At 63.0% G+C, this 25,761-nt stretch carries 18 protein-coding genes; 12 read left to right on the top strand and 6 right to left on the bottom strand.

What is annotated here, in order from left to right:
• Position 1: 1 nt before the first annotated feature.
• Complete coding sequence (locus ASB58_RS06235; RefSeq protein ID WP_118129690.1) at positions 2–1,120, top strand: ABC transporter permease; 1,119 nt, start codon at positions 2–4, stop codon at positions 1,118–1,120.
• A 27-nt stretch (positions 1,121–1,147) separates the two neighbouring features.
• Here ASB58_RS06235 and ASB58_RS06230 read toward each other — a convergent pair whose 3' ends face one another.
• Together ASB58_RS06230 and ASB58_RS06225 are read right to left on the bottom strand one after the other, a co-directional pair.
• Positions 1,148–3,007 carry a cation:proton antiporter gene (locus ASB58_RS06230; RefSeq protein WP_235827259.1) on the bottom strand — a complete coding sequence of 620 codons (1,860 nt, stop codon included), beginning with the start codon at positions 3,005–3,007 and terminating at the stop codon, positions 1,148–1,150.
• A 36-nt stretch (positions 3,008–3,043) separates the two neighbouring features.
• Positions 3,044–3,991 (bottom strand): glutathione S-transferase family protein, encoded by a 948-nt coding sequence (locus tag ASB58_RS06225; protein WP_118129689.1) that lies wholly within the window; start codon positions 3,989–3,991, stop codon positions 3,044–3,046.
• 172 nt (positions 3,992–4,163) lie between these two features.
• Here ASB58_RS06225 and ASB58_RS06220 point away from each other — a divergent pair, with 172 nt between their 5' ends.
• From ASB58_RS06220 to dacB, 4 genes are all read left to right on the top strand, one after another.
• Positions 4,164–5,867, top strand: a complete 1,704-nt coding sequence (locus ASB58_RS06220) for a DEAD/DEAH box helicase (RefSeq protein ID WP_118129688.1) — start codon at positions 4,164–4,166, stop codon at positions 5,865–5,867.
• An 18-nt stretch (positions 5,868–5,885) separates the two neighbouring features.
• Positions 5,886–6,674 (top strand): TatD family hydrolase, encoded by a 789-nt coding sequence (locus ASB58_RS06215; protein WP_118129687.1) that lies wholly within the window; start codon positions 5,886–5,888, stop codon positions 6,672–6,674.
• Positions 6,675–6,738: 64 nt separating this feature from the next.
• The gene (locus tag ASB58_RS06210; protein ID WP_118129686.1) at positions 6,739–7,860 is read left to right on the top strand and encodes a cache domain-containing protein; all 1,122 of its coding nucleotides are present in this window, start codon (positions 6,739–6,741) and stop codon (positions 7,858–7,860) included.
• Positions 7,861–7,980: 120 nt separating this feature from the next.
• Entirely contained in the window at positions 7,981–9,453 is a 1,473-nt protein-coding gene (gene dacB, locus ASB58_RS06205) for a D-alanyl-D-alanine carboxypeptidase/D-alanyl-D-alanine endopeptidase (RefSeq protein WP_235827230.1), read from the top strand.
• A 58-nt stretch (positions 9,454–9,511) separates the two neighbouring features.
• Here the strand turns inward: dacB and rlmKL are convergent, their stop codons facing one another.
• Complete coding sequence (gene rlmKL / locus ASB58_RS06200) at positions 9,512–11,683, bottom strand: bifunctional 23S rRNA (guanine(2069)-N(7))-methyltransferase RlmK/23S rRNA (guanine(2445)-N(2))-methyltransferase RlmL (protein ID WP_118129685.1); 2,172 nt, start codon at positions 11,681–11,683, stop codon at positions 9,512–9,514.
• 265 nt (positions 11,684–11,948) lie between these two features.
• On the opposite strand from rlmKL, the gene rmf reads away from it, so the two are divergent.
• A complete protein-coding gene (gene rmf, locus ASB58_RS06195; RefSeq protein ID WP_083724237.1) occupies positions 11,949–12,164 on the top strand; it encodes a ribosome modulation factor in 216 nt (71 codons plus the stop codon).
• Positions 12,165–12,262: 98 nt separating this feature from the next.
• Here rmf and ASB58_RS06190 read toward each other — a convergent pair whose 3' ends face one another.
• The 3 genes from ASB58_RS06190 to ASB58_RS06180 form a co-directional block, all read right to left on the bottom strand.
• Positions 12,263–13,288: a quinone-dependent dihydroorotate dehydrogenase gene (locus tag ASB58_RS06190; protein WP_096005101.1), complete on the bottom strand. Its 1,026-nt coding sequence runs from the start codon at positions 13,286–13,288 to the stop codon at positions 12,263–12,265.
• Positions 13,289–13,332: 44 nt separating this feature from the next.
• Positions 13,333–13,557, bottom strand: coding sequence for a DUF2835 domain-containing protein (locus tag ASB58_RS06185; protein ID WP_096005100.1), 225 nt, complete (start codon positions 13,555–13,557; stop codon positions 13,333–13,335).
• An 88-nt stretch (positions 13,558–13,645) separates the two neighbouring features.
• Positions 13,646–18,514 (bottom strand): NAD-glutamate dehydrogenase, encoded by a 4,869-nt coding sequence (locus ASB58_RS06180; RefSeq protein ID WP_118129684.1) that lies wholly within the window; start codon positions 18,512–18,514, stop codon positions 13,646–13,648.
• A 155-nt stretch (positions 18,515–18,669) separates the two neighbouring features.
• On the opposite strand from ASB58_RS06180, the gene ASB58_RS06175 reads away from it, so the two are divergent.
• From ASB58_RS06175 to ASB58_RS06150, 6 genes are read left to right on the top strand one after another with little or no spacing between them, the layout of a single operon-like run.
• Positions 18,670–19,629, top strand: a complete 960-nt coding sequence (locus tag ASB58_RS06175) for an AAA family ATPase (RefSeq protein WP_096005098.1) — start codon at positions 18,670–18,672, stop codon at positions 19,627–19,629.
• Positions 19,630–19,634: 5 nt separating this feature from the next.
• Positions 19,635–20,585 (top strand): DUF58 domain-containing protein, encoded by a 951-nt coding sequence (locus ASB58_RS06170; protein ID WP_118129683.1) that lies wholly within the window; start codon positions 19,635–19,637, stop codon positions 20,583–20,585.
• Positions 20,582–21,043 (top strand): DUF4381 domain-containing protein, encoded by a 462-nt coding sequence (locus ASB58_RS06165; protein ID WP_118129682.1) that lies wholly within the window; start codon positions 20,582–20,584, stop codon positions 21,041–21,043. The genes ASB58_RS06170 and ASB58_RS06165 overlap by 4 nt, the downstream gene beginning before the upstream one ends.
• Positions 21,036–22,031 (top strand): vWA domain-containing protein, encoded by a 996-nt coding sequence (locus ASB58_RS06160; RefSeq protein WP_118129681.1) that lies wholly within the window; start codon positions 21,036–21,038, stop codon positions 22,029–22,031. Before ASB58_RS06165 ends, ASB58_RS06160 begins: the two co-directional genes overlap by 8 nt.
• A complete protein-coding gene (locus tag ASB58_RS06155; RefSeq protein WP_181977870.1) occupies positions 22,024–23,832 on the top strand; it encodes a vWA domain-containing protein in 1,809 nt (602 codons plus the stop codon). The genes ASB58_RS06160 and ASB58_RS06155 overlap by 8 nt, the downstream gene beginning before the upstream one ends.
• On the top strand, positions 23,832–25,493 hold the full coding sequence (locus tag ASB58_RS06150) for a BatD family protein (RefSeq protein WP_181977869.1): 1,662 nt from the start codon (positions 23,832–23,834) through the stop codon (positions 25,491–25,493). Before ASB58_RS06155 ends, ASB58_RS06150 begins: the two co-directional genes overlap by 1 nt.
• The last annotated feature ends 268 nt before the right edge of the window (positions 25,494–25,761 follow it).

Here is a 25,761-nt window from a genome sequence, read left to right as displayed (position 1 = left end):
CATGACACGCGCACTCGGCAATATTCTCCAGCTCGGTATCAAGGAGCTGCGCAGCCTGGCCCGTGACCCGGCGCTGGTTGTGCTGATCATCTATGCCTTCAGTCTGAGCATCTACTCCTCCGCCACCGCGATGCCGGAAACACCGCATCGCGCGACCATTGCCGTGGTCGACGAGGATCGCTCACAGGTCTCGGCCAGGCTGATCGATGCCTTCCAGCTCCCGTATTTTCTGCCGCCCACACGCATCGACCACCGGCAAATGGACCGGGGCATGGATAGCGGGCTATACACCTTTACGCTGAATATCCCGCCAGACTTTCAGCGTGACCTGCTGGCCGGAAACCAACCCGGCATTCAACTGAACGTCGATGCCACTCAGGTGAGTCAGGCCTTCAGTGGTGCAGGCTATATACAGCAAATCATTCAGAGCGAAACAGCCGCGTTCGCGCAGGGCTACCAAGGCAGCGCAAGCCAGCCCGTCGAGGCGGTAGTCCGCATTGCCTACAACCCCAACCTGGACGCCAGCTGGTTCGGCGCCATTACCGAGGTGATCAACCAGATCACCATGCTGTCGATTATCCTGACTGGCGCAGCACTGATTCGCGAACGCGAGCACGGCACCATCGAGCACCTGTTGGTCATGCCGGTGACGCCGCTGGAGATCATGCTCGCCAAGGTCTGGGCCATGGGTCTGGTGGTGCTGGTCGCGTCAGGATTTGCCTTGCGTTTTATCGTCGAAGGCTGGCTGCAGGTGCCCATTCAGGGATCGATGGCCCTGTTCCTGGCGGGCACCGCATTGCACCTGTTTGCCACCACCTCAATGGGGATATTTCTGGGCACCGTGGCCCGCTCAATGCCTCAGCTGGGGCTATTGATCATGCTCGTGCTGATCCCCCTGCAGATTCTCTCCGGTGCGGTAACGCCCCGCGAGAGCATGCCGGTGCCAGTGCAACTGATCATGTCGCTGGCGCCGACCACTCACTTTGTTGAACTGGCACAGAGCGTGCTGCTGCGCGGTGCGGGGCTTGGCATCGTGTGGCCAAAACTGCTGGCCCTGATAGCCATCGGTGCGGTGTTCTTTTACGCGGCGCTGCGCCGGCTGCGCAGCACGCTGCAGTAACGCCGACCGGTCAGGCCGCCAGAGGGGTCAATCCGGCAATTGAGCAGCCGGCTCGCCGCTCTCGGCCTCACGGGCCACCTTGGCAGCCTCCGGCGACAGCTCCAGGTAGATCAGCGTCCAGTCAGCCACCGGCTCCAGTTTCTGCGCAGGAGAAAAGACGCGAACCCGCCGTTCCGGCGTCAGGGCCAGCATCGGCACACGATTCTTGCCCGCCTCCTGCTGCCACTGCTCAAAGCCAAAGCCCTCGGTCAGGGTGGTGGCCTTGAAACGGGCGCCCTGGCTGATCAGACTCGACAGCTTGCTGAAGGTCATCCCCTCTGCGCCCATTAACAGCCCCTCGTGTGCGCTGGAAATCTGCAGGCGCTCGTTTGCCCCACTCCGCTCGTTGCGTACGCTGAAAATGCGGTGAGCCGGAAAATCACGTTGAAAATGCTTGTTAAGCAAGGCGTTGCGCTCACGCTCAGGCGTCAGGGTAACCAGGGTACCGAGGCCGGCAAGGTCCAGATTGTCGTCGAAATGCGTCGACAAGGGGTTGCCGCGCAGGGTGCGCAAGCCTTTCATGCGCGCCTGGCGGATCGAGTCCCAGTGGGTATCGACGATCAGCAGCGGCACCTCCAGCTTCTGCAGCACCTCAGCCAGCGAGCGCGCGACCGCGTTGGCGCCGATCAGCAACACCCCGCGTCGCTCTGGCTCGGTCACGCCCAGCAGCTGCGCCATGCGCCGCGCCGTGGCACTTTGAAACACCACGGTGCCAATGATCACCGCAAAGGTCAGCGCGCTGACCAGCGCAGCATCCTCGTAGCCGGACTGCTCCAGGCGCAAGGCAAACAACGCGGAGACGGCAGCGGCGACGATACCGCGTGGCCCGATCCATGCCACCAGCGCGCGCTCGTTCCAGGTCAGCTCACTACCGATACTGCTGACCCACACCGCCAGCGGCCGGGCGACAAACTGGATCACCGCGAGCAGCGCCAATGCCGGCCAGCCGAGCGCCAGCAAGGCACCCAGATCGACCCGCGCCGCCAGCAGAATAAACAGCCCGGAGATCAGCAGTACCGACAGGTGCTCCTTGAACACCAGGATTTCTTCAATATCCACGCCCTTGGCGTTGGCCAGCCAGATGCCCATGACGGTGACCGTCAACAGACCCGACTCGTGCACCAGCTCGTTGGACACGGTAAAGGCGACCAGTACCAGCGCCAGTGACGCCAACACCTCCAGGTACTCCGGAATCCAGTGCCGGCGCAGCGCCGTGGCCATCAGCGCACCACCGGCGACACCGGCGATCGCACCCACGGCGATCACCTCGACAAAGATCCACAGCCCGGCGCTGAGGCCGTTGCCGCCGGCACTCTGGGCCACGATCCATTCGTACACCAGCACCGCCAGCAAGGCACCGATCGGGTCGATCAGAATGCCCTCCCAGCGCAGCACCTTGGAAATCCGCTGCGTCGCCCGCAACGTGCGCAGCATCGGCACCACAACTGTCGGTCCGGTCACCACCACCAGGGCACCAAACAGCGCCGACAGCGCCAGATCCAGCTCGATAAGCCAGTGACAGGCTGCGGTAATCACGCCCCAGGTCACCAGCGCACCGACGGTAACCAGCCGGCGCACAACGCTGCCGGTTTCCTTCAGCTGCTCAAACTTCAGGGTCAGACTGCCCTCAAACAGGATCAGCGCCACACACACCGACACCAGCGGGAACAGCAGATCGCCCAGAAACGCATCCGGTTGCAGCAGGCCAAATACCGGCCCGAGCAGGATGCCGGCCAGCAACAGAAACAGAATCGCCGGCAAACGCAGTCGCCAGGCGCTCAGCTGGCAAATCAAACTGACCAGGGCAACCCCGGAAAGGGTCAGCGCCGGGGTAATCATCTGGTGCATTTCGCTCAATGTCATCTCCCTGTAAGCGAAGGAATATCAGGCGCTCGGCAACGCCTCACGGCCATGCGGCGCGGTCAAATCCGGGCCCATGCCTAGCGGCACGATACGCGTCGGATTGATGGTATCGTGGCTGTAGTAGTAGTGCTGCTTTATGTGCTGAAAGTTCACCGTATCGGCAACCCCCGGCCACTGGTAGAGCTCGCGCAGGTAACCAAGCAGGCACGGATAGTCTTCCAGGCGTTTAAGATTGCACTTGAAATGGCCGTGATAAACCGGGTCGAAGCGAACCAGGGTGGTAAACAGGCGCCAATCGGCCAGGGTCACCTGCTCGCCCAGCAGATAGCGGCGCTGCGCGAGTAGCCCTTCCAGCCAGTCAAGGGCCTCGAACAGCTTATGGCAGGCCTGCTCGTAGACGGCCTGCTCGGTAGCAAAGCCCGTCTTGTAAACACCGTTGTTGACATCGTCGTACACCCGCTGGTTGATCTCGGCCATCGCCTCGCGCAGCGCATCCGGGGCAAAGTCGAGGGTATTGCCGGTCAGGCCGTCAAAGGCGCTGTTGAACAGCTCGATAATCTCGGCCGACTCGTTGTTGACGATAGTCTGCTCCTGGCTGTCCCAGAGCACCGGTACGGTAACTCGGCCGGTGTAGTCGGGGCGCGCACGGGTGTAAAGCTGGTGCATGTGCTGGTAGCCATACAGCGGCTCGGGTTCGGCAAAGCTCCAGCCCTGGTCCAGCATATGCGGATGCACTACGGTCACCGCAATATGCGACGTCAGCCCCTTGAGCTGACGCAAAATCAGTGTACGGTGTGCCCACGGGCACGCCAGCGACACATAAAGATGATAGCGGCCGCTGTCCGGTGCAAAGCGCCCGCCCGGTTCAATCCGCTCGCGAAAACCGGCGTCTTCGCGCTTGAAGGCACCACCGGTGCTCTTGGTGTCATACCACTGGTCAACCCAGCGTCCTTCTACAAGACGTCCCATCTGGCTGTTTCCTGTTGTCTGGCCCACGTTTTGGCAAAAAAAATAGCTGCCACAGGGCCTCTAGACTGACATTTTGCCCGGATATTGCAACGCGCAGACAAAAGGCCGCGTAATTTGCCGGCAAAGCCCGTATAATGTGCGCCCATCTATTCCCCCAAGGTTTACTCCCTCTATGTCCGACACCTCTCCGGCGGCTCCGCAGTTTGCCGATCTTGGCCTGCCCGCCCCCCTTCTTGAGGCGCTCAACAGCCTCGGCTATGAAACACCGTCCCCGATTCAGGCCGAGGCGATCCCGACCCTGCTGTCCGGCAAGGACCTGCTGGGTCTGGCACAAACCGGTACTGGCAAGACCGCAGCCTTTGCGCTGCCGGTGCTGGCCGGTATGGATGTCAGCCTGCGTGCCACCCAGGCTTTGATCCTCACCCCGACTCGCGAACTGGCCTTGCAGGTTGCCGAAGCCTTCCAGCGCTACGCCCAGAACATGCGCGGCTTCTCTGTGCTCGCCCTGTACGGCGGCTCGGCCTTTGCTCCCCAGTTCAAGGCACTGGAACGTGGTGCCCAGGTTGTTGTGGCAACCCCGGGCCGTCTGACCGACCACCTGCGTCGCGGCAGTCTGAAGCTGCAGGACCTGCGCTACCTGGTCCTGGACGAAGCCGACGAAATGCTCAAAATGGGCTTTGCCGACGACCTTGAAGCCGTCTTCGAAGAAGTGCCGGAGAAAACCCAGAAAGCGCTGTTCTCCGCCACCATGCCGCCGGGCGTGCGCAATGTGGCACGCAACCACATGAAAGAGCCGGCCGAGATTCGTCTGCACAGTGGTTCCAGCAGCAGCCTGGAAACCATCACGCAGAAAGTCTGGGAAGTCTCCAACCACCACAAACTGGACGCCATGACCCGCCTGCTCGAAGTCGAGCCGGTCGAAGCCATGATCGTTTTCGTGCGTACCAAGACCGCCAGCCTGGAGCTGTCCGAGCGTCTGGAGGCACGCGGCTTTGCCGCGGCAGCGCTGAACGGCGACCTCAGCCAGCAACTGCGTGAGCAGGTGGTTGATCGCCTCAAGCGCGGTCTGCTGGATATCGTCGTCGCCACCGATGTCGCCGCCCGCGGTCTGGACGTGGAGCGCATCACCCACGTTCTCAATTACGACCTGCCGCACGACAGCGAAAGCTACGTTCACCGCATCGGACGCACCGGCCGCGCCGGCCGTCAGGGCACCGCGATCCTGTTTGCCACTCCGCGCGAGCGCCGTTTGCTGCATGTGCTGGAGCGCGCCACCGGCCAGAAGATCGAGCCGCAAGCGCTGCCCACCGCTGATGCCGTGCGCAGTGGCCGCCTGAACAAGCTGGCAGCCCGTCTGAACGATGCCCGCGAACAGTCCACCGCCGTGCACCAGCAGCTGGTCAGCGACCTGCAGGAACTCACCAGCCTGGACACCACCGAGCTGGCTGCGGCCTTGCTGAGCATCCTGCCGAGCGCCAAGACCCTGCTGGAGCCCGTTTCCGACCTGCCAGCCCAGGCACCGCGCAAGGATCGCCAGCTTGACCGCGATAGCGGCCTGACCCGCTACAAGGTCCAAGGTGGGCGCAAGAGCGGTCTGATGCCCAAACCGCTGGTCGATGTACTGGTCAAGGTTGGCGGCGTACAACGTCAGCAGATCGGCCACATCAAGCTGTTCAACGAGCACACCGGGGTTTTTCTGCCGCAGCTCGATCAGCAAACCCTCAACCGTCTGGCTGGCGCAGAGATCAACGGCATTGCCCTGCAGATCAAGGCCTGGCCACTGCCCGAGGGCGAATTGCCACCCCGTGATCACGTCCCGCGCAAGCCGCGCCGCGACTTTGCCAAGGGCAAGGGTAAACCGCCGCGCAAGGCCTGATTGCGGAGCCGGTAGCGAATGGAATGGATTGATATCGGTGTCAACCTGACCGACAAGGCCTTTACCCAGGACCGCGACGCGGTCCTGGCGCGGGCCTGGCAGGCCGATGTCAGCCAGATGCTGCTGACCATGACCTCACTGGAGCAGGCAGACACCCTGCTTTCGCTCTGTGCCGAACAGCCGCAACGGCTGTTTATGACCGCTGGCGTGCATCCGCACGACGCACGCCACTGGACAGGCGACAGTACTCCCCAGCTCAAGCGCCTGTGCGCTGAAGCGGCGGTACGCGCCGTGGGCGAATGCGGTCTGGACTTCAACCGTGACTTCTCCCCGCGCCCAGCGCAGGTCAAGGCATTGGAGGAACAGCTCGCCGTCGCTGTCGAGACCGGACTACCGGTCTTTCTGCACGAGCGCGATGCCAGCGACACCCTGCTGGCCGTGCTGCGCGACTATCGCGACCAGCTCAGCGGCGCTGTGGTGCACTGCTTCACCGCCGAGCGCGACGCGCTCTACGCCTATCTCGACCTGGATCTGCACATCGGCATCACCGGCTGGATCTGCGACGAGCGTCGCGGTACACACCTGCATTCGCTGGTGCGTGACATTCCAGCCAACCGTCTGCTGCTGGAAACCGACGCGCCCTGGCTGCTGCCGCGCACGCTGTCCCCCAAGCCGAAGAATCGCCGCAACGAACCGGCCTTTATCGTTGAAGTCGCCAGCATGGTTGCCCAGTGCCGCAACGAATCACTGGAAACCCTGAGTGATACCAGTTGCCGGACCGCGCGCGCGCTGTTCGCTCTGCCCTGAGAAAACGCTGCTGTCTTAGGCTATATTGGCTGGGTCTTCGCACGGATGCAGTCAAAGGCCAGCCATGCCCCACACCCCCGGTATACCGCAGTACAGACCCATCCTCGCCCTGGTTCTGGGCCTGGCAACCGTTCTTTTACTCGGTCTGCTATTGAGCCTGTTCCACTACGAGCAGCTCAGCAAGGTGATGCGCAACGATGGTAGCAAGCTGTTCGAGCGCGTCGTGCAGCAGGTTGGTCGCGAGCTGGACAGCGTCTACCGCCCGCCCATGCAGGCGCTCAACCTGCTTAGCCTCAGCCCGTTGATCCAGACTGACAGTCTAGCCGAACGGCTCAACTACCTGCCGCTGCTGGCCCAGGTATTGCGAGACAACCCACAACTCAACTCGGTCTACATCGGCTGGCAGGACGGTGACTACCTGATGCTGCGTCCGCTGATCAACCCGGGCAGCCAGCAACGTTTTGCCGCGCCCGAGCGCGCCGCATGGATGGCCTGGCACATCGGCAACGATGATGGTCACCGTCACAACAGCTACCTCTTTCTCAATGCCGACCTGAAGGTGATCGAAGCGCGCATGGCCGCTGACGAAGGCTTCGACCCGCGCCAACGCCCCTGGTACGCCGCCGCCAACCAGGCAGACCAGCAACTGGTCACCACGCCCTACGTGTTCTTTTCAACACGGGAATTCGGCACCACCCTGGCGCGCGGTGCCAGCGACCGTGCGGTGCTGGGCGCAGACCTGACCCTTGAGCGGCTCTCGCGCACCCTCAACCAGCAACGCGTGACCCCTTCCTCGGAGCTGATCCTCTATACCGGTGATGGCGTTGTCATTGCCTACCACGATCCGCAGCGGCTGCAGCACACAGTCCAGGGCAGCAATACCCTGGAGCCGCGCCGCTTTCAGGAACTGGGCAGCACCCTGCTGGCGACCATCGCGCAGGACGGCTATCAGTTGCAGCGCCAGACCATTCGCGAACTGGAGGGCCAGCGCTGGATCATTCAGCAGCAGCGTATCGGCATACCCGGCTCCCCCGACAGCTATCTCGCCGTGTTGGTGCCTGAAGCCGAACTGCTGAGCGATGCCTATCGCCTGCGCCGCCAGAGTTTCTGGCTGTCGATGGCAGCGTGCCTGAGCCTGCTGGGCGTTACCTGGTTGTTCTGCTTGCGCCTGCGGCGTGACCGCTAATCCGAGAATTTACTTTAAGCTCTCGACCCAACCCTCTATTTAAGTGATGATGCGTAAAAATAAGGACTGACAGGAAAGCGGTTCTACCTCCAGCCAACTTGCTCAGGGAGCTGCCCCACCATGCCCAATGCCGTTGCACGCGCCCTTCTGTGCCTGATGCCCATGCTGGCCGTGTCTGCTGTCAGTACCCCACTGCACGCCGCCGACAGCGGCACCCTGCCCGCCCGCGTTGAGAGCGCCCTGCAATCCGCCAAGATTCCAGCCGATGCCGTCGCCCTGGCGGTTATTCCGCTGGAGGGCCAGGGCATGGCCCAGTTCATCAACGCCGACACCCCGGTCAACCCGGCCTCTACGATGAAGCTGGTAACCACCTATGCGGCGCTGGAAATTCTCGGCCCTACCCACCAGTGGCGCAGCGACCTCTTTGTTGACGGCCCGGTGGTCAATGGCACCCTGCAGGGCGATTTGATCTTCCGCAGCGGCGGCGACCCCAAGCTGACGCTGGAGCGCATGTGGCTGATGCTACGCGATCTCAAGGCCGCCGGTATTCGCGACATCACCGGCGACCTGGTGCTGCAGCCGGCGGATCTGCGCCTGCCTAACGATATCCCGCCATTTATCGACGATAGCGGCAACCAGAACCGTCCCTTTCTGGTTGAGCCCGACCCGCTGCTGACCAACCTCAAGGTGCTGGTCGTGAGCAGCTACGGCGAGCAAAACGGAATCCGCGTGAATGTTGAACCGGCGCTGCCGGAGGTCAAGGTAGTCAATCAACTGACCCTGTTGCCGGCCACCAGCAACTGCCCGCGCCCCAACGTGGCCTATGACATTCAGGATGAAGGCTACCAGGCCACCATCACCCTGACCGGCAACCTGCATGAAAACTGCATTGCCCAGCGCTACCTGACTGCGCTCACCGCCACCACCTACACCGCCAGCACCCTGCGTACTCTCTGGCAGGAGATGGGTGGCACCATCCAGGGCGGTACACAGATTGGCCGCGCTCCGGCCAGCTCACGCCTGGTGGCGCAAAGCTGGTCGCCCGATCTGGTTGATGTGGTACGCGACATCAACAAGTGGAGCAATAACACCATGGCCCGGCAGTTGTTTCTGACCATCGGCCGTGAAAACCGCATCGCCACCGACCGCGACGACCACAAAGCCGCCGTGCGCGTCATCAATGAATGGCTGCGAGGCAAAGGTATCCAGGCCAACGCACTGGTGATGGAGAACGGTTCAGGGCTGTCACGCATGGAGCGCCTGACTGCGCGCGATATGGCACAACTGCTGGCCCAGGCCTGGCAGAGCCCCTACCGCGCCGAGTTCATCGCCTCCATGCCGCTGGCGGCCATGGACGGCACCATGCGCCGGCGTCTGCGCAATACCCCGGTGGCAGGTCAGGCGCACATCAAGACGGGTTCACTGCGCAACGTGAAGGCTATCGCCGGTATCACCCGCGACGCCAACGGCCAGAGCTGGGCGGTAACCGCCATCGTCAACCACGTCAGTGCCGGGGCCAGCGGCCAGGCGCTGGATCTGGTTTTGCAGGACGTCTACCGCCGCGTGCCAACCGACATCGCGACCGCTCAGTGAGCCTAAAAACGCCCCGTTCAGGGGCGTTTTCAATTCTCCGCCTCACAGGGCAAATCAATCAGCGGTTACTGATCTGCCAGGTGCGGTGGATACGGCTGTTGCGCTGAAAATCACGATCCAGCGTCTGCGCCGAGATGTCCTCCACCAGATAGCGCGCCTCAACCGCCGGGTCCATGCGAAAACGCCGGAAGTTGTTGGAGAAGTACAGCACGCCGCCCGGCGCCAGCAGCTTCATCGCCAATTCAAGCAGGCGCGGATGATCGCGTTGCACATCGAACACTCCCTCCAGCTTTTTCGAATTGGAAAAGGTCGGCGGGTCAATAAAGATCAGATCGAACTGCTGCCCGCGCGCCGACTCCAGCCACGCCATCACATCAGCCCGTTCCAGCCGATGCAGATCGGACAGGCCGTTCAACGACAGGTTACGCCGTGCCCAATCCAGATAGGTGTTGGACAAATCCACACTGGTGGTTGAACGAGCACCGGCAGCGGCGGCGTGCACCGTCGCCGTGGCCGTGTAACAGAACAGATTGAGAAAGCGTTTGCCTTTGGCTTCGGCGGCGATACGCAGGCGCATTGGTCGATGATCCAGAAACAGGCCGGTGTCCAGGTAGTCGGTCAGATTGACCAGCAGCCGCACCTGCCCCTCGCGCACCTCGAAAAACTCGCCCTGCTGGGCCATACGCTGATACTGCTGTTTGCCCGATTGCCGCTGACGTTGCTTCAGGGCGATATGCTCGGGCGCCACGCCCAGTACCTGCGGCAGCGCGGCCATCACGTCCTGCAGGCGGGCCTCGGCCTTGTCCTCGCTGATCGATGCCGGTGGCGCGTACTCCTGCACATGCACCCGATCACCGTACAGATCCACCGCCACAGCAAACTCCGGCATATCCGCGTCATACACGCGGTAGCACTCGATGCCCTGCTGACGCGCCCATTTACCCAGGGTTTTCAGGTTCTTTTTCAGGCGATTGGCAAACATCTGCGCCGACTCGCTGAGACGTGCCGTTTCTACCGGCGTCTGCCCGCCCGCCGACGGCTCTGCAGCCTTGGTGACAAAACGCTCGCTTTCCAGGTTCATCAGCAACAGTTTGCACGGCAAGGCACCGTTAAACAGGTTGTACTGTTTGTGACTGCGAATGCCCATACGCTTGCCGAGTTCGGCATTGCCGGTAAAGATCGCCGCCTGCCAGCCCTGGCACTGCTGACGCAGTACCTCGCCCAGCTTTTGATAGAGATAAACCAGACTGGCCGTCGTCCCCAGGCGCTCGCCATAGGGCGGATTACAGACAACCAGGCCCTGCTGTCCGCGGTCAGGGTTGGGTGCAAAGGTCGCCAGTTCCCCCTGATAGACCTTTACCCACTCGCCAACACCTGCGCGCTGGATGTTGTTGCGCACCGGTTGCAACAGCCGCGGGTCAGCCTCATAGCCGCGAATCCACAGCGGAGGCCGCGCCAGGCCGCGCTCGGCGCGCTCACGCGCCTCGGTCAGCACCTTCTGCCACAGCACCGGCACGTGCTGCTGCCAACGGCTGAAGCCCCAGTACTCACGCTGCAGGTTGGGCGCCACATCGGCGGCCATCAGGGCAGCTTCGACCAAAAAGGTACCCGAGCCGCACATCGGATCGGTGAGTGCCCCGCCCGCCTCGGCCAGCGCCGGCCAGCCAGCGCGGATCAGAATCGCCGCGGCCAGGTTCTCCTTCAGCGGCGCTGCGCCCTGCTGCAAGCGATAACCCCGCTGGTGCAGACTGGCGCCGGACAGGTCGAGCGCCAGCTGCACCTCGCCACGATGGCAATGCACATTGATGCGCAAATCCGGGCGTACCTTGTCGACGCCGGGACGACTGCCATCGGGGCGACGCAATTGGTCCACCACAGCGTCCTTGACCTTGAGTGCGCCAAAGTGGGTATTGTCGACGCCGGCCAGGCTACCGGTGAAATCGATGGCCAGGGTGCCATCCACGGCCAGGTGGTCACGCCAGTCGATCATCTGCACGCCGGCGTATAGGTCCTCGGCGGTGCCCGCGAGAAAACGCTTGAGCACCAGCAGCACACGATTACCCAGACGCGACCAGAGGCACAGCCGATAGCCCAGCTCGATGTCCCCCTGGACCGACACGCCGGCGACGGTTTCCTTGGCGGACTCGGCGCCCAAAGCGAGCACTTCGTCACGCAACAGCCCCTCAACGCCTTTTGGACAGGTAACAAAAAATTCAAGGATCTCGCGCATGTCGTTGATTTCCGGATAACGATGACGTTTATATTTCAGTGGCAGCTAACCAATGCCTAAAGGTATGCCAAATCGGTCTTTGAAGTGCTCGCCTGCGATAGGGTACAACAGGGTATGACGTTAGCGGTGAGACAGTATTCGGAGCCGGGCCAGACAACCCTTTTTCCCGGTCTCCATGCAGCGTAGCCGATCCATGGCTGCGCATCCGATAGCGGAGCGACTCTGATCGTTCCGACCCTGTCATAGCAAGCGAGGACGCCAACTTATGAGAAGACTCAAGCGTGATCCGATGGAACGAGCATTTCAACGCGGTTACCAGCATGGAGTGAGTGGCAAATCTCAGGACACCTGCCCTTTTAACAACCCCTCTACCCGCCAGAATTGGATCAACGGTTGGCGTGAAGGCCGCGCGGACCGTTGGGATGGATATACCGGCATCTCGGGAGTACATCGCCTGAACGAGATGCACGCCGTCGGCTAAGGCCGCCACCACCGAGTTTATTTTTCCCCAAGGCGCTCGCCCACAGCGCCGGGCCCAACTGGGCCCATCCAGCCCCCGCTCTGCGGGGGCTTCCATTTTCAGCGTCCGGGCATCACCGCAATCGCATCAGCGCACTCGCGCACCAGCTCCGGCCCACGGTAGATAAAGCCGCTGTAAAGCTGCACCAGACTCGCCCCTGCGGCGATCTTGTCTGCCGCATCGGCGCCACTGAAGATGCCGCCCACGCCGATGATCGGCATGCGGCCTTTCAGCTCATCCGCCAGCAGCCGGATGACCTCGGTAGACATATCCGTCAGCGGCGCACCCGACAACCCGCCTGCCTCTTCGGCGTAGGGCGAGTCTGCTACCGCGCTGCGATCAAGGGTGGTATTGGTGGCAATCACTGCATCCATGCCTTCTTCCAGCAAGGTTGCACCGACCAGCGCCACTTCTTCAGCCGTCATGTCCGGGGCAATCTTGATGGCGATGGGCACATAGCGCCCGCGATCCGTCGCCAACTGCTGCTGACACTGCTTGATCTGCCCGAGCAGAACCTTGAGCGCCTCGCCGTATTGCAGCGTGCGCAGGCCGGGCGTGTTGGGCGACGACAGGTTGACCGTGACGTAACTGGCGCGGTCGTAAACCTTGCGCAGGCAGTACAGGTAATCATCCACGGCGTTCTCGACCGGGGTTACCGCGTTCTTGCCGATATTGATGCCCAGCACACCCTGGTAACGCGTCCCGTCCAGGCGTTCAAGCAGGGCATCCACGCCCTGGTTGTTGAAACCGAAACGGTTGATGATCGCCAGCTGCTCGGTCAGACGAAACAAGCGCGGCTTGGGGTTGCCCGGCTGCGGACGCGGGGTCACGGTGCCCACTTCAATGGAGCCAAAACCCATGGCGGCCAGGCCATCCACGGCAACCGCATTCTTGTCCAGACCGGCCGCCAGCCCCACCGGGTTGTCAAAGGTCAGCCCCATCACCTGCACCGGCTGCGACGGCACCGGGCGCACCAGCTTGTCGGCAAGGCGCAGGCGGCCAGCGGCACCAATCATGTCCAGTGCGAGGTCATGGGAGGTTTCTGCGGGCAGGCGAAACATCAGCGAGCGAAGCAAATCGTACATGGCGGCATCCGGAGCAGAAAAATCAGGCTGCAGAGTATACCTGATCAGTCCGCCAGACGTTCGAGCTTGATCAGCTTGCCGTCGTCGGTGAACTGCAGCACAAAGCTGCCGTATACGCCCTGATGGGTAAGAAAGGGTCGCAGGTGATGGGCCGGCAGGCTGACTCGCCGGCCATCACGACTGAGCATGCTGACCCGCTCGGCGCGGCCCTGGTACCAGGCCAGGTAACGCTCTGCGGGCAGCGCCAGGTCGAGAATAAGTTGTTGCATGCTGCCTTCTGTCACAGTAATTGAAGCGAGACACCGGACGACTGGCACCCGGCATCATGTGCTGCGCTGGACAGGAAGCAACGCGTACTCAGTCGCCGCTGCCCTCGCCACCATGGTGACGCGCGTGCTGCGCCAGATCCAGCAACTCACGCATGGCCACAGCCACAATGGCGTAGTCACCGGCGCCAACGCTGCGCAGTTCAGCCAGCATCGCCTGCCAGCGCTGTACCAACGCCTGATTGCGGCTGATCCAGTCGGCTACCAGCGTGTCTACCGGCTGCCCGTCATCGCCACCTTGCAGGGCAGCAACGGTCATGCTGCGGACCTGCCAGTCCAGGTCGTCTCGGTAACTTTCGCGGGCCAGCGCCTGCCAGTGATTGTCGACCGGCAGGCTGTTGACCTGCTGGCTGAACCACGGCAAGTGCAGCTGACTGCCAAGAGCAAAGAACACCTGCGCCACGCGCTCGGCATTCTGCCCGGTTGCATCGGCCGCTTCAACGATACCGAGCAGCGTGTAGGCGTGACCGGTACCGGCCACGACCCGGGCGATAGCCTCCGGCACGCCCGCCTCGACATAGCGATTGAAGCGCGCTTCCCAGAGTTCGCGCACCTCACCTTCAAGCAACTGGTCAAAGCGTTTGGCCAGGGTCTCGACGCACGGTGCAAAGTGTTCTACCTCGCGCTCCGGCAGCAGCTGGGATCGACGGTTGCGAATAAACCAGCGGCTGGCACGACGCCCAAGACGCATCAACTCGTCCATCAGTTCCAGCTGCACCTCGGCGGCCACCTGATGATCCAGCGCCTCGATACCGGCAAAGTGCGTCTGCAGATGAAACACGTCCCGCGCCACGACCCAGGCGCGGGCGACATCGCTGATACTGGCACCGGTCGACTGCACCAGCCGACGCAGGAAGGTAATCCCCATGTGGTTGACCAGGTTGTTGGCCAACTGGGTGGATACGATTTCTCGGTGCAGACGGTGGCTCGCCAGGGCCTTGGCATGCCGTTTGAGCAGCACCTGCGGGAAGGCCGTCTCCAGCTCGCGCGCCAGGTACGCATCCTCGGGCACGTCGGAGGCAACCAGCGCTTCTTTCAGGTCCGCCTTGGAGTAGGAAATCAGCACCGACAGCTCGGCACGGGTCAGCCCCTTGCCGTTGGCCTTGCGCTCTGCCAGCTGCTCATCATCCGGAATGAACTCCAGCGCACGATTGAGCTTGCCGCTGCTTTCCATGGCGCTGATAAAGCGCTGGTACTCGCCCATCGTCTGCGCTGCCTGGCGCTGCGCCAGACTGATCGCCTGGGTCTGCTTGTAGTTGTTGGCCAGTACCAGGTCAGCAACTGCATCGGTCATGCTGGCCAGCAAGGTGTTGCGCTGCTTGGCGGTCATGTCCTGGGCGGCGACCACCTCGTTGAGCAGAATCTTGATATTGACCTCATGGTCGGAGCAGTCGACACCGCCGGCATTGTCGATAAAGTCGGTATTGAGCGCCCCGCCGGCCAGGCAAAACTCGATACGGCCCAGCTGGGTCAGGCCCAGATTGCCGCCCTCACCCACCACACGGCAGCGCAGGTCGCGGCCGTTGACGCGCAGGGCATCGTTGGCCTTGTCCCCCACATCCGCGTGGGTCTCCATGCTGCCCTTGACGTAGGTGCCAATGCCGCCGTTCCAGATCAGGTCTACCGGCGCCTTGAGCAGCTGATGAATCAGCTCGGTGGGCGTCAGGCGTTCGGCCTCGATGCCAAAGCAGGCGCGCATCTGCGGGGAGAGCGTAATCTGCTTGAGGCTGCGGGCGAATACCCCGCCGCCTTCGGAGATCAGGCTGCTGTCATAGTCCGTCCAGCTGGAGCGCGGCAGCGCAAACAGGCGCTCACGCTCCTGATAGCTGGTTTCCGGGTCCGGATCGGGGTCGATAAAGATATGCTGATGGTTGAACGCCGCCACCAGCTTCAGGCTGCGCGATTGCAGCAGGCCATTGCCGAACACGTCACCGGCCATATCGCCGATACCAATCACGCTGATCGGATCGGTCTGCACATTCAGCCCCAGCTCGCGGAAATGCCGCTGTACTGATACCCAGGCGCCACGCGCGGTAATCCCCATCTTCTTGTGGTCATAGCCGGCAGAGCCACCGGAGGCAAAGGCATCGCCTAGCCAGAAACCGTAACCGGCAGCAATGTCGTTGGCGATATCGGAGAAAGTCGCCGTGCCCTTGTCGGCCGCCACCACCAGATAGGGATCGTCGCCGTCATGGCGCACCACGTTGGCCGGCGGCACCACCTTGCCATCGACCAGATTATCGGTGATATCCAGCAAGCCCTGGATAAACAGGCGGTAGCAGGCAATCGCCTCCTGCTGCACCTCATCGCGGCTGCCACCCAGCGGCAGCCGGCGCGGAACAAAGCCGCCCTTGGCGCCAACCGGCACAATTACCGCGTTCTTCACCTGCTGGGCCTTGACCAGCCCCAGCACTTCGGTGCGGTAATCCTCTTCGCGGTCGGACCAGCGCAGCCCGCCACGGGCGACCTTACCGCCGCGCAGGTGCACGCCCTCGACACGCGGCGAATACACGAATATTTCGAACATCGGACGCGGCAGCGGCAGCTCCGGAATCTGCGTCGGGTCAAATTTGAGGCTCAGGTACTCGCGCGCCTCACCTTCATCGTCATTTTGATAAAAGTTGGTGCGCAGCGTGGCTTTGATCAGATCCAGGTAGCGCCGCAGGATACGGTCTTCGTTGAGCACCGCGACGTCATCCAGCGCCCCCAGAATCGCCTTCTCCAGCTTGCCTTGCATATCCGCCAGGTCATCGGCGCTGAGCTTGCGTGCCAGATAGAAACGGGTGCGAAACAGCCGCACCAGTTCCCGGGCGATATCCGCGTGCGCGACTAACGTGCTGGCAATGTAGGGCAGCTCAAAGCCCAGGCGAATCTGCTTGAGGTAACGCGCATAGGCGCGCAACAGCGCCACATCGCGCCAGGGTAACCCGGCCAGTAACACCAGCCGGTTGAACGCGTCATTCTCTGCCTGCCCCGACCAGACCGCAGCAAAGGCATCGCGAAATAGCGCGTTGGTCTCCTGAATATCCAGCGAGGCGCCGGCGCCAAAGGTGAACTCAAAGTCATGAATCCAGAACTGCGTGCCGTCAGCCTGCACCACACGGAACGGAAACTCGCCCAACACCCGCAGACCGAGGTTTTCCAGCACAGGGATCACGTCCGACAGTGGCAGCGATTCATTCAAGTGGTACAGCTTGCAATGCAGTACGCCCGGCTTCTGCGCCAATGGCTGGTAAAAGCTCATGGCCAGCGGCTCGGCCTCGCTCAGGCCCAGCAACGTCTGCAGGTCGACCACCCCTGTAGCCGGGGTGAAGCGATCGCTGTAACCCGGCGGAAAACCATCGCCCAGATGCGCCAGCACATCGGTCGCGCGCGCCTCACCGAGGCTCTCCAGCAGGCGATCACGAAACTCGTCCTGCCAGTTGCGGCAAGCGCGCACCACTTCCTGTTCTATTTTCACGGGGTCGATATCCAGGGTTTTGGTCGGGTCAACGCGCAGAATGAACTGGGTGCGCGCCAGGGTGGATTCGGAGAAGTAGGTCCAGAATTCGCTTTCACTGGCTTCCACGCGGCGCGTCAGCACCTCCTGAATGGTGCGACGGATATCCGTGGAGTAGATATCCCGCGGCACAAAGGCCAGGCAATAGTAGAAGCGCCCATAGTTGCCGCGGCGCAGGAACACACGAATCTGGTTGCGCTCCTGCATCTGCACGATGGCGATCGCGGTTTGCGCCAGTTCGTCGACCGGCGTCTGGAAAAGGTCATCGCGCGGTAGCACCTGCAGCACCTGCTCCAGCTCCTTGGCCAGGTGACTGCGCGGGATAAAGCCGGACACCTCGCGCACATGCGCCACCTTGCGCCGCACATGAGGGATATGATCGACCAGCGCGGAATACACCCGCGAGGTGTACAACCCCATGAAGCGATGTTCCAGCAGCACATTGCCGTCGGCGTCCACCTCACGTACCGAGACATAATCCGGATAAGCCGGCCGGTGTACGCGACTCAGCTGAGAGGCCTTGGCGAAGGACAGCAGCAGCGGCGCCTGCAGATAGGCCGTGACGGTCTCCGGCAGGCCCTGGAGATTCTCGTCACGCGGATTCAGTGCCAGCGCGCCAAGACTGGCGTCGGTGCGCAGACCAAGGCGCTGCTCGGGCAGGCCTTCGTTGATGGCGAAGCACTCGTAACCCAGGAAGGTGAAATGGTCGTCCAGCAGCCATTCCAGAAAGGCGACGGCCTCCGCCCGCTCGTCGCGCGGGAAGTATTGCTTGCGGCGGCTGTTGAGCTGGCTGATCAGCGCCTGTACCCGCTCACGCATCGCAGCAAAATCCTGCACGGTGGCACGCACGTTATCCAGCGCGGCCAGCAGGCCGCTCTGCAGCGCGCTCAGGTCGGAGGCGTTGGTCGCGCGGTCGATCTCGATGTACATGACCGACTCGGCGCGGGCATCGGCGGCCTGCGCACCCGGCGCCAGCAGCTTCTTGAGATTGCCGCTCTGGTCGCGTTCGACATGCACAATGCTGTTGTATAGGTTGTGAATGGCATAGCCCTGCCGGGTCAGTTCCATACGCACCGAATCGACCAGAAACGGCAAGTCGCGGTGCAGCACCTCGACGATGCTGTGCGTACTTTGCCAGCCATGCTGCTCGGTGTCGGGGTTGAACACGCGCAACTTCACGTCGCCCCCCGGCATCTGCTGCACAAAGCGCCAGGCAGACAGAGTACAGCCCAGCAGGTCTGCATCCTGTCGAACCTCCAGCTCTGCCAGCGTGGCGATACCAAAGAACTGGCTGCAGAACTGCGCCACGGCATTGTGGTCGCAACCTGGAACCAGATCCTGCAAACGGACCTGCAATTGCTCGATAAACGCCTGCTTGGAACTGGCCGTAATCAGCGCCATCTTGCCTCCCTCCTAGGGATTGGGTGTATTGAACCGGCGGCTTGGGCCCTTGCGGGCGCACTGTTTTTTGTCTGTGAGGATAGTCTAGACCAAGGGCTTTTCGTTACAGTGACATCCACTGATTCCAGCCCGTGCCTCAGAACAACGGACACCACATGACCCACCGGGATTCCCTGCTGCAGTTGAAAGCCTTTATGGGCCAACACATTTTTGGTCAGGAACATCTGATCGATCGCATGCTTATCAGCTTGTTGGCCGGCGGTCACGTACTGGTCGAAGGCGCTCCCGGCCTGGCCAAGACCAAGGCGATCAAAGCGCTATCCGAGGGCATCGAGGCGGACTTCCACCGCATTCAGTTCACCCCCGACCTGCTGCCCGCCGACATCACCGGCACCGAGGTCTACCATCCGGAAACCGCCACGTTCAGCTTCCAGCAGGGCCCCATCTTCCACCATCTGGTGCTGGCCGACGAGATCAACCGGGCACCAGCGAAAGTGCAATCGGCCCTGCTTGAGGCGATGGCCGAGCGGCAAGTCAGTATCGGCCGCGAAACCTATGGTCTGCCGGAGCTGTTCATGGTGATGGCCACCCAGAACCCGATCGAACAGGAAGGCACCTATCCGCTGCCCGAAGCGCAACTCGACCGCTTTCTGATGCATGTCCGTATCGGCTTTCCCGATGCAGCGCTGGAACGCCAGATCCTGCAACTGGCCCGAGGCGAGGCGCGCGGCGAGGAACCGCGTATCGCCGAGCGCATCAGCCAAGAGTGCATTCTCGCAGCCCGCCAGGAGGTGCTTGAACTATTCATGGCAGACGCGGTGGAGGAGTATCTGATCCAGCTGGTGATGGCCACCCGCCGCCCCGACCAGTACAACCCGCAGCTGGCCGAATGGCTGGAGATGGGTGCCAGCCCGCGCGGCACCATCGCCCTGGATCGCTGTGCTCGTGCCCACGCCTGGTTGGCCGGGCGCGACTTTGTCAGCCCCGAAGACGTGCAGGCCATCGCCCACGACGTACTGCGTCACCGCGTGCTGCTGAGCTTTGAAGCCGAAGCGGCAGGCATCGACAGCGATCAGGCGATCAACCTGCTGATCGACTCGGTGCCGGTGGTCTGAACGCCATGAGTGCTGCAATCGACCCGGCCATCCACAGCACGCTGGAGAGTCTGCTTGCCACCCGCAGACACTGTCACGAGCTGCCGCTGTTCAGCCGGCCGGTACGCAACAGTCGGCAGACCGGCCAGCAGAACTCTCGTCTGCGCGGCCGCGGTGTGGACTTTGATCAGGTACGTGCCTATCTGCCCGGTGACGATATCCGCAACATCGACTGGCGCGTTACCGCACGCAGCCAAAAGGTACATACCAAGGTATTTAACGAGGAGCGCGAGCGTCCGGTGTTTCTGATCGGGGAGCAGAGCCCGCGACTGTTTTTTGGCAGCCAGCGCTGCTTCAAATCGGTGCTGGCCGCCGAAACCTGCGCACTTATCGCCTGGACCGCGCTGGCGCATCACGACCGGGTGGGCGGCATGGTGTTTGGCAGCCGCGAGTGCCATGAAGTACGCCCCCGGCGCGATCGTCAGGCGCTGCTCAAGCTGTTGCAGTTGCTGGTCGATGCCAACCAGGCACTGACGCCCGAATCACAGGATCCGTCCGAGCCGAGTAACGAGCCGTTGAACATGGCGCTGCGCCACAGCCGCGAGATTATTCGCCCGGGCAGCATTCTCTATATCGTCTGTGATCACGCCGCTATCGAGGGGCTCAATCAGAGCCTGCTGGTGCCGCTGGCCGGACACAATGATCTGATTCTGCTGCCGGTGTTTGATCCGCTGGACGCCGAGTTGCCCCGCTTTGGTCCGCTGGATTTTGTCCAGGGCGAGCGCCACCTGACCCTCGACACGCAACAGGACAACGTGCGCGAGGGATACGCCAACCAGTTCATCGCGCAGCGTCAGGCCTGGCTGCGGCTGGCGCGACGCCTGCGCTGCAGCCTGCTGCCGCTGGACACGCGGCAACCAGCCCACGAGCAGCTGCGCGACACGCTGAGCGGCTCATCGCGTGCGGTCGGCGCATGAGCAGCGCATTGCAAGGCAGCCTGCTGATGCCGGGCGCACCGCCGCCGATCAGCTGGTGGCCACCAGCCCCCGGCTGGCTGTTGCTGGCCGCCCTGCTGGTCACTCTTGTGGTGTTGGTTCCACTATTGCTGCTGCTCAACCGCAAACGGCAGCGCCACCGCCTCAAGGCCCAGCGCATCATCTGGGAGGTAAGCGACAACCTGCCGGACCAGGATTGGCTGGCCGCCCTCAATACCCAGCTGAAACGGCATCTCAAAGCGCGCGGCGAGGTGGCTGCCACCCGCCTGTACGGACAGGCCTGGATCGACTATCTCTGCCGTCATTATCCCCGCCCCCGCAGCGACTTGCTGGCCCCGCTTGGTCATGCCCTCTACCAAGCGGAACTGGAGCTGAGCCCCCGGCAACGACGCAGCCTGCAGCGCGAGCTACTGCGCTGGATCAGGTACAACCATGCTTGAGTTCGCCTGGCCCGCCGCCCTCCTGCTTGCACCTCTGCCATGGATAGTGCGCTGGTTGTTGCCACCGGCCGAGCGCCCGGCCCGCGCGCTGCAGATCGCCTTTATGCCACGTCTCAAGCGACTTCAGGCGGAGCAGGAACCACTGGGGCGAACAACGCGCAATGCCGCGCCGCTAATCCTGATCTGGCTGTTACTGCTGTGTGCCTTGGCGCGCCCTCAGTTACTGGGCGCGCCACTGCCACCGCTGAGCAGCGGCCGCGACATGATGCTGGCCATCGATCTTTCCGCCAGCATGGATACCCGTGACCTGCAGCTCGAAGGCGCCGCCAGCGACCGCCTCAGCGTGGTCAAACACTGGCTCAGCGAGTTCATCGCCCAACGCAGCGGCGACCGCCTCGGACTGATTCTGTTTGGCAGCAAGGCTTACGTGCAGTCACCACTGACCTACGACCTCGATAGCGTCAGCCTGTGGTTGAATGAAGCCTTTATCGGCCTGGCCGGCCGGGACACCGCCATCGGTGACGCCATCGGCCTGGCGATCAAGCGACTCAGCGCCCAGCCGGCCAATAGCCGAGTGCTGCTGCTGGTGACCGACGGCGCCAACACGGCCGGAGGCATGTCGCCGATCCAGGCTGCGAGGGTCGCTGCCAAGGAGCAGATCCGTATATTTACTGTTGGCGTCGGCGCTCAGGCCAGCGGTCAGTCCGACCTGTTGAGCATTCTGGAGGGTGATACCGACCCCGCCAGCGACCTGGACGAGGCCAGCCTGCAGGAAATCGCCCAGCTGACCGGCGGCACCTACTTCCGGGTCAGTGATGAAACCTCGCTGGAGCAGATGCTGGAGCGTATCGAGCAGCTCGAACCCAGCCAGCGGGCAGACCGCAGCAGCCGCGAAGCTCAGCCGCTGTATCCCTGGCCGCTCGCGGCCGCCTTGCTGCTCAGTGCCTTGTGGAGCAGCCGGCCGATGCGCCGGAGGCTGCATGCCTGAATTGCTGCTGCCCTTTACCTTCCTGCGCCCACTGTGGTTACTCGGCATCGCCCCGGCGTTGCTGCTGTGCTGGTATCTGTACCGCCACCGGCGTCAGCACTCAGGCTGGGATGCGCTGCTGCCAGCCAACCTGCGGCGCGTACTGCTGCAGCAGCACAGCGGCCGCCACTACCTTGGCCGCTATCTGTTGCTGGCCAGCGTCTGGACGCTGGCCTTGCTGATCCTCGCCGGGCCAGCGTGGGAGGCAGACAACGCCCAGCGACGCGAGGACAGCGGCAGCCTGATCATCGTGCTGCAGGTCTCGCGCAGCATGCTCTCCAATGACCTGCCACCGACTCGCCTGGAGCAGGCCAAGCGTAAGATTCGCGACCTGCTGCGCACCTACCCGGACCGGCGTGTGGCGCTGATTGCCTACGCCGGCAGCGCACACCTGGTTGCGCCGCTGACCCGCGACCACGAGACCCTGCGCAACCTGCTCGACGCGCTGCACCCTGACATCATGCCGGTCCGTGGCCAGCAGCTCGATCAGGCCCTGCAGCTGGCCGCAGACATGCGCGCCTCACGCGGTGACAGCCGCACACAGGTCCTGCTGCTAACCAGCGGCATTGAAGATGCGGATAACGCCTTGGCATCCTCCGCCCGCCGGGAACTGGGCAATGCGCTGCGGGTGATCGGCATCGGCACGGCCGACGGTGCGCCCATTCCACTGGCCGAGGGCGGCTTCATGCGCGACGAACAAGGTCGCATCATGCTACCGCGCCTGGATGAGTCGGCAATGCTCGCCTTCGCCCGCACCGAGGGCGGCGACTATCGCCGGCTAAGCGCCGACGACAGCGATCTGCAACAGTTGCTCTCAGCGCCCGACAGCCAGTCCACCAGCGGCCCCGCGGCCGTGCAACGGCAGGATCAGGGACACTGGCTGCTGCTATTGCTGTTGCCGCTGGCAACCCTGGGCGCGCGCCGCGGGTGGTTGCTGGTATTGCTGGTGGCGCTATGGCTGCCGCCACCGGCCAGCGCCATGAGCTGGCAGGACCTCTGGCAACGGCCGGACCAGCAGGCCAGCCGACTGCTGCAAGAAGGCAAAAGCGCTGAAGCCGCCAGCCGCTTTGAAGATCCGCAGTGGCGCGCTTGGGCATTGTTGCAAAGCGGTGATTACCAGGCCGCCGCGGACGCCTGGGGGGCGCTAGCCAGCGCAGAGCCGAGCAACGCCAACTACCACTTCAGTCAGGGCACGGCACTGGCACTCGCCGAAGACTACCGGGCCGCCCTCCAGGCCTTTGAGGCCGCCCTCACCCAGGCGCCGGACCACACCGCCGCCCGTCACAACCGCCAATTGGTTGAAGCCTATCTGGCCAGTCTTGAGGACCAGGCTGACGCCTCCAGCGCCTCGGGCAGCGAGCAGTCAGGCGCCGGCAGCGACGGCGAGCCAGACCAGACCGGCAGCGCCGAGGACGGCCAGCCCGAGTCCAACGCCAACACAGCCCCGCAGAACCCCAACCCGGAAGCCGTTGACAACAGCAGCGCCGCCAGCAACAGCGCAACAGGGCAAGGCGGCAGCGACACCGGCCAGCCAGGTGAACAGGGCGCAGCCTTGTCGGGTGAGCTGGTCAACAGCCCTGACGACAGCAGCGCCAGTAGCAGTGGAAGCGGCAGCATCGGTGGCGGTAGCAGTCGACATGAGATAGAACAGCACCAAGCTGTGCAACAATGGTTGCGCGATATTCACGACAACCCGGCAGAACTGCTGCGTCGCAAGTTTCTCTATCAACACCTGCAACAACCGGACGGACGCCCACGATAATGCGCCAGCTGTTTCTTATCCTCGTGCTGTTATGCGCCAGCGCGCCGCTGCAGGCCGCGTTGCAGGCAAGCGTCAACCGCACCCAGCTGGAGCCGGAACAGACCCTTGAGCTAACGCTGGAAAGCACCCTGGCCAGCCGCGACGACCAACTCGATCTGACACCACTGTACGAACACTTTGATGTGCTCGGCGACCGTCGCCTGAGTCTGGTCAGCCAGATCAACGGCCGTACCGTGCCGGTCACCCGCTGGGTTATCGAATTGCGGCCGTTACGGAGCGGGTTTGTGGTCATCCCGCCCCTGACCCTGCGCGGCGACCATAGCGAGCCCGTCAGCCTGCGCGTGCTCACTGCCGAACAACTGGCCAACGCCGACCCGGCCAATCAGGCACCGGTATTCATCAATGCCGAAGTTGATACCCGTAACCCGTATGTGCAGGCGCAGGTACTACTGACCCTGCGTATCTTCCATTCGGTCTCGCTGTACGATGACTCTACCCTCAGCGGGCTGGATATCCCCGATGCCCGGGTCGAGGCGCTGAGCGCGCCGAAAACCTACGAACGCACGCTCGATGGCGTGGTACACGGCGTCATCGAAATTCGCTACGCCATCTACCCGCAGCGCAGCGGTCCGTTGGAAATTCCCTCACAACTCTTCAGCGCGACCGCCCTGCAGCCCCGCGAAGCAGGCAGCAGTGGCAGCGGCCACAATGCCCGTTTTGTGCAGCTGCGCTCACCCAGCCTGCAGCTGGAGGTGCGCCCTGTACCGGACAGCTATCCCGCCGACACGCCATGGCTACCGGCGCGTCAGGTGCGCCTGAGCCAGAACTGGCAGCCCGACCCCAGCCAAGAGCTGCAACGCGGCGAGCCGCTGACCCGCACCCTGTCGATCCAGGCCGACGGCCTCACCGCCAGCCAGTTGCCGGAACTCAGCGCCCTGAGTGGCAGCGACGACGATCTACGTCAGTACAGTGACCAGCCGCAGTTGGAGAATCAGCTGTCCGACGCTGGCATTCTTGGCCTGCGTCAGGAAAGCTCTGCAGTCGTCACCCGTCATGCCGGCCGCTTCGAGATCCCTGCGATCCGAGTCCAGTGGTGGAACACCCAGACAGATCAACTGGAAACCTCCGAACTGGCCGCCGTCCAACTGAACGTACGCGGCAACGGCACCGCCCCGCCACCACCGCCGGACTGGAACCTGCCCCCGGGCGCAGATGCTTCCCCCCACTGGCCGTGGCAACTGCTCAGCGCGGTGCTGTTCTGCGCTCTGCTCGCCGCGCTGCACCTGCTGCGCACTGCCCGCCGCGAACTCAATGCGTTGCAGCAACTGGATGAAGACAGCGTCAGCCTGGAAAGCGACCAGCCCGACAATCCGCTGGCCGACCTGCAGACCGCCTGCCGCCACAACCGCCCTGCCGACGCCCGCAAGGCACTGGAACACTGGGCCAAGCGTCAGGACAGCGACCTGATCGCCCTCAGCCACGCCTACCCGGTGCTGGCCGACGCGCTGGACGAACTCAACGCCTGCCTGTTCGGCCAGATCGACAGCACCTGGCGCGGCAAAACGCTCTGGCGCGCAGTCCGCAAAGTCACCCAGACCCGCCAGCGCGAAGCCGAAGCCCTCGGCGAAGGCGGGATTGAGCCGTTGTATCCGGATGTGTGAGCGTTGGTTATCCGCACAACAGCGGCTCTGAACGGCTGCCTGGCATTGCTCCAGCGTCGAAAACATTTCAAACCACGCATTGAACACAGGCTCTAGCAAGGCTCTTTCATACCTCTACGATGGCAAGCCGGAACAGTCAGTTTCTGGCAAACCGTTTTCACGTATTGTCTCTGGTTACTCAAGTCGCGGACGCGCTGCCGTCTTGTCCTCTTTTCGCCTTCACGGCGAGCCAAGGGGGGCTGCTTGCCCAGCCCCCCTTGGCAATCCC

Origin of the sequence: Pseudomonas abyssi, assembly GCF_003444685.1 — a bacterium.
In the GTDB taxonomy this organism is placed as follows: Bacteria; Pseudomonadota; Gammaproteobacteria; order Pseudomonadales; family Pseudomonadaceae; genus Halopseudomonas; species Halopseudomonas abyssi.
The sequence above is the reverse complement of the archived record's forward strand: the minus strand, read 5'-3'. Positions and strand labels throughout refer to the sequence as shown.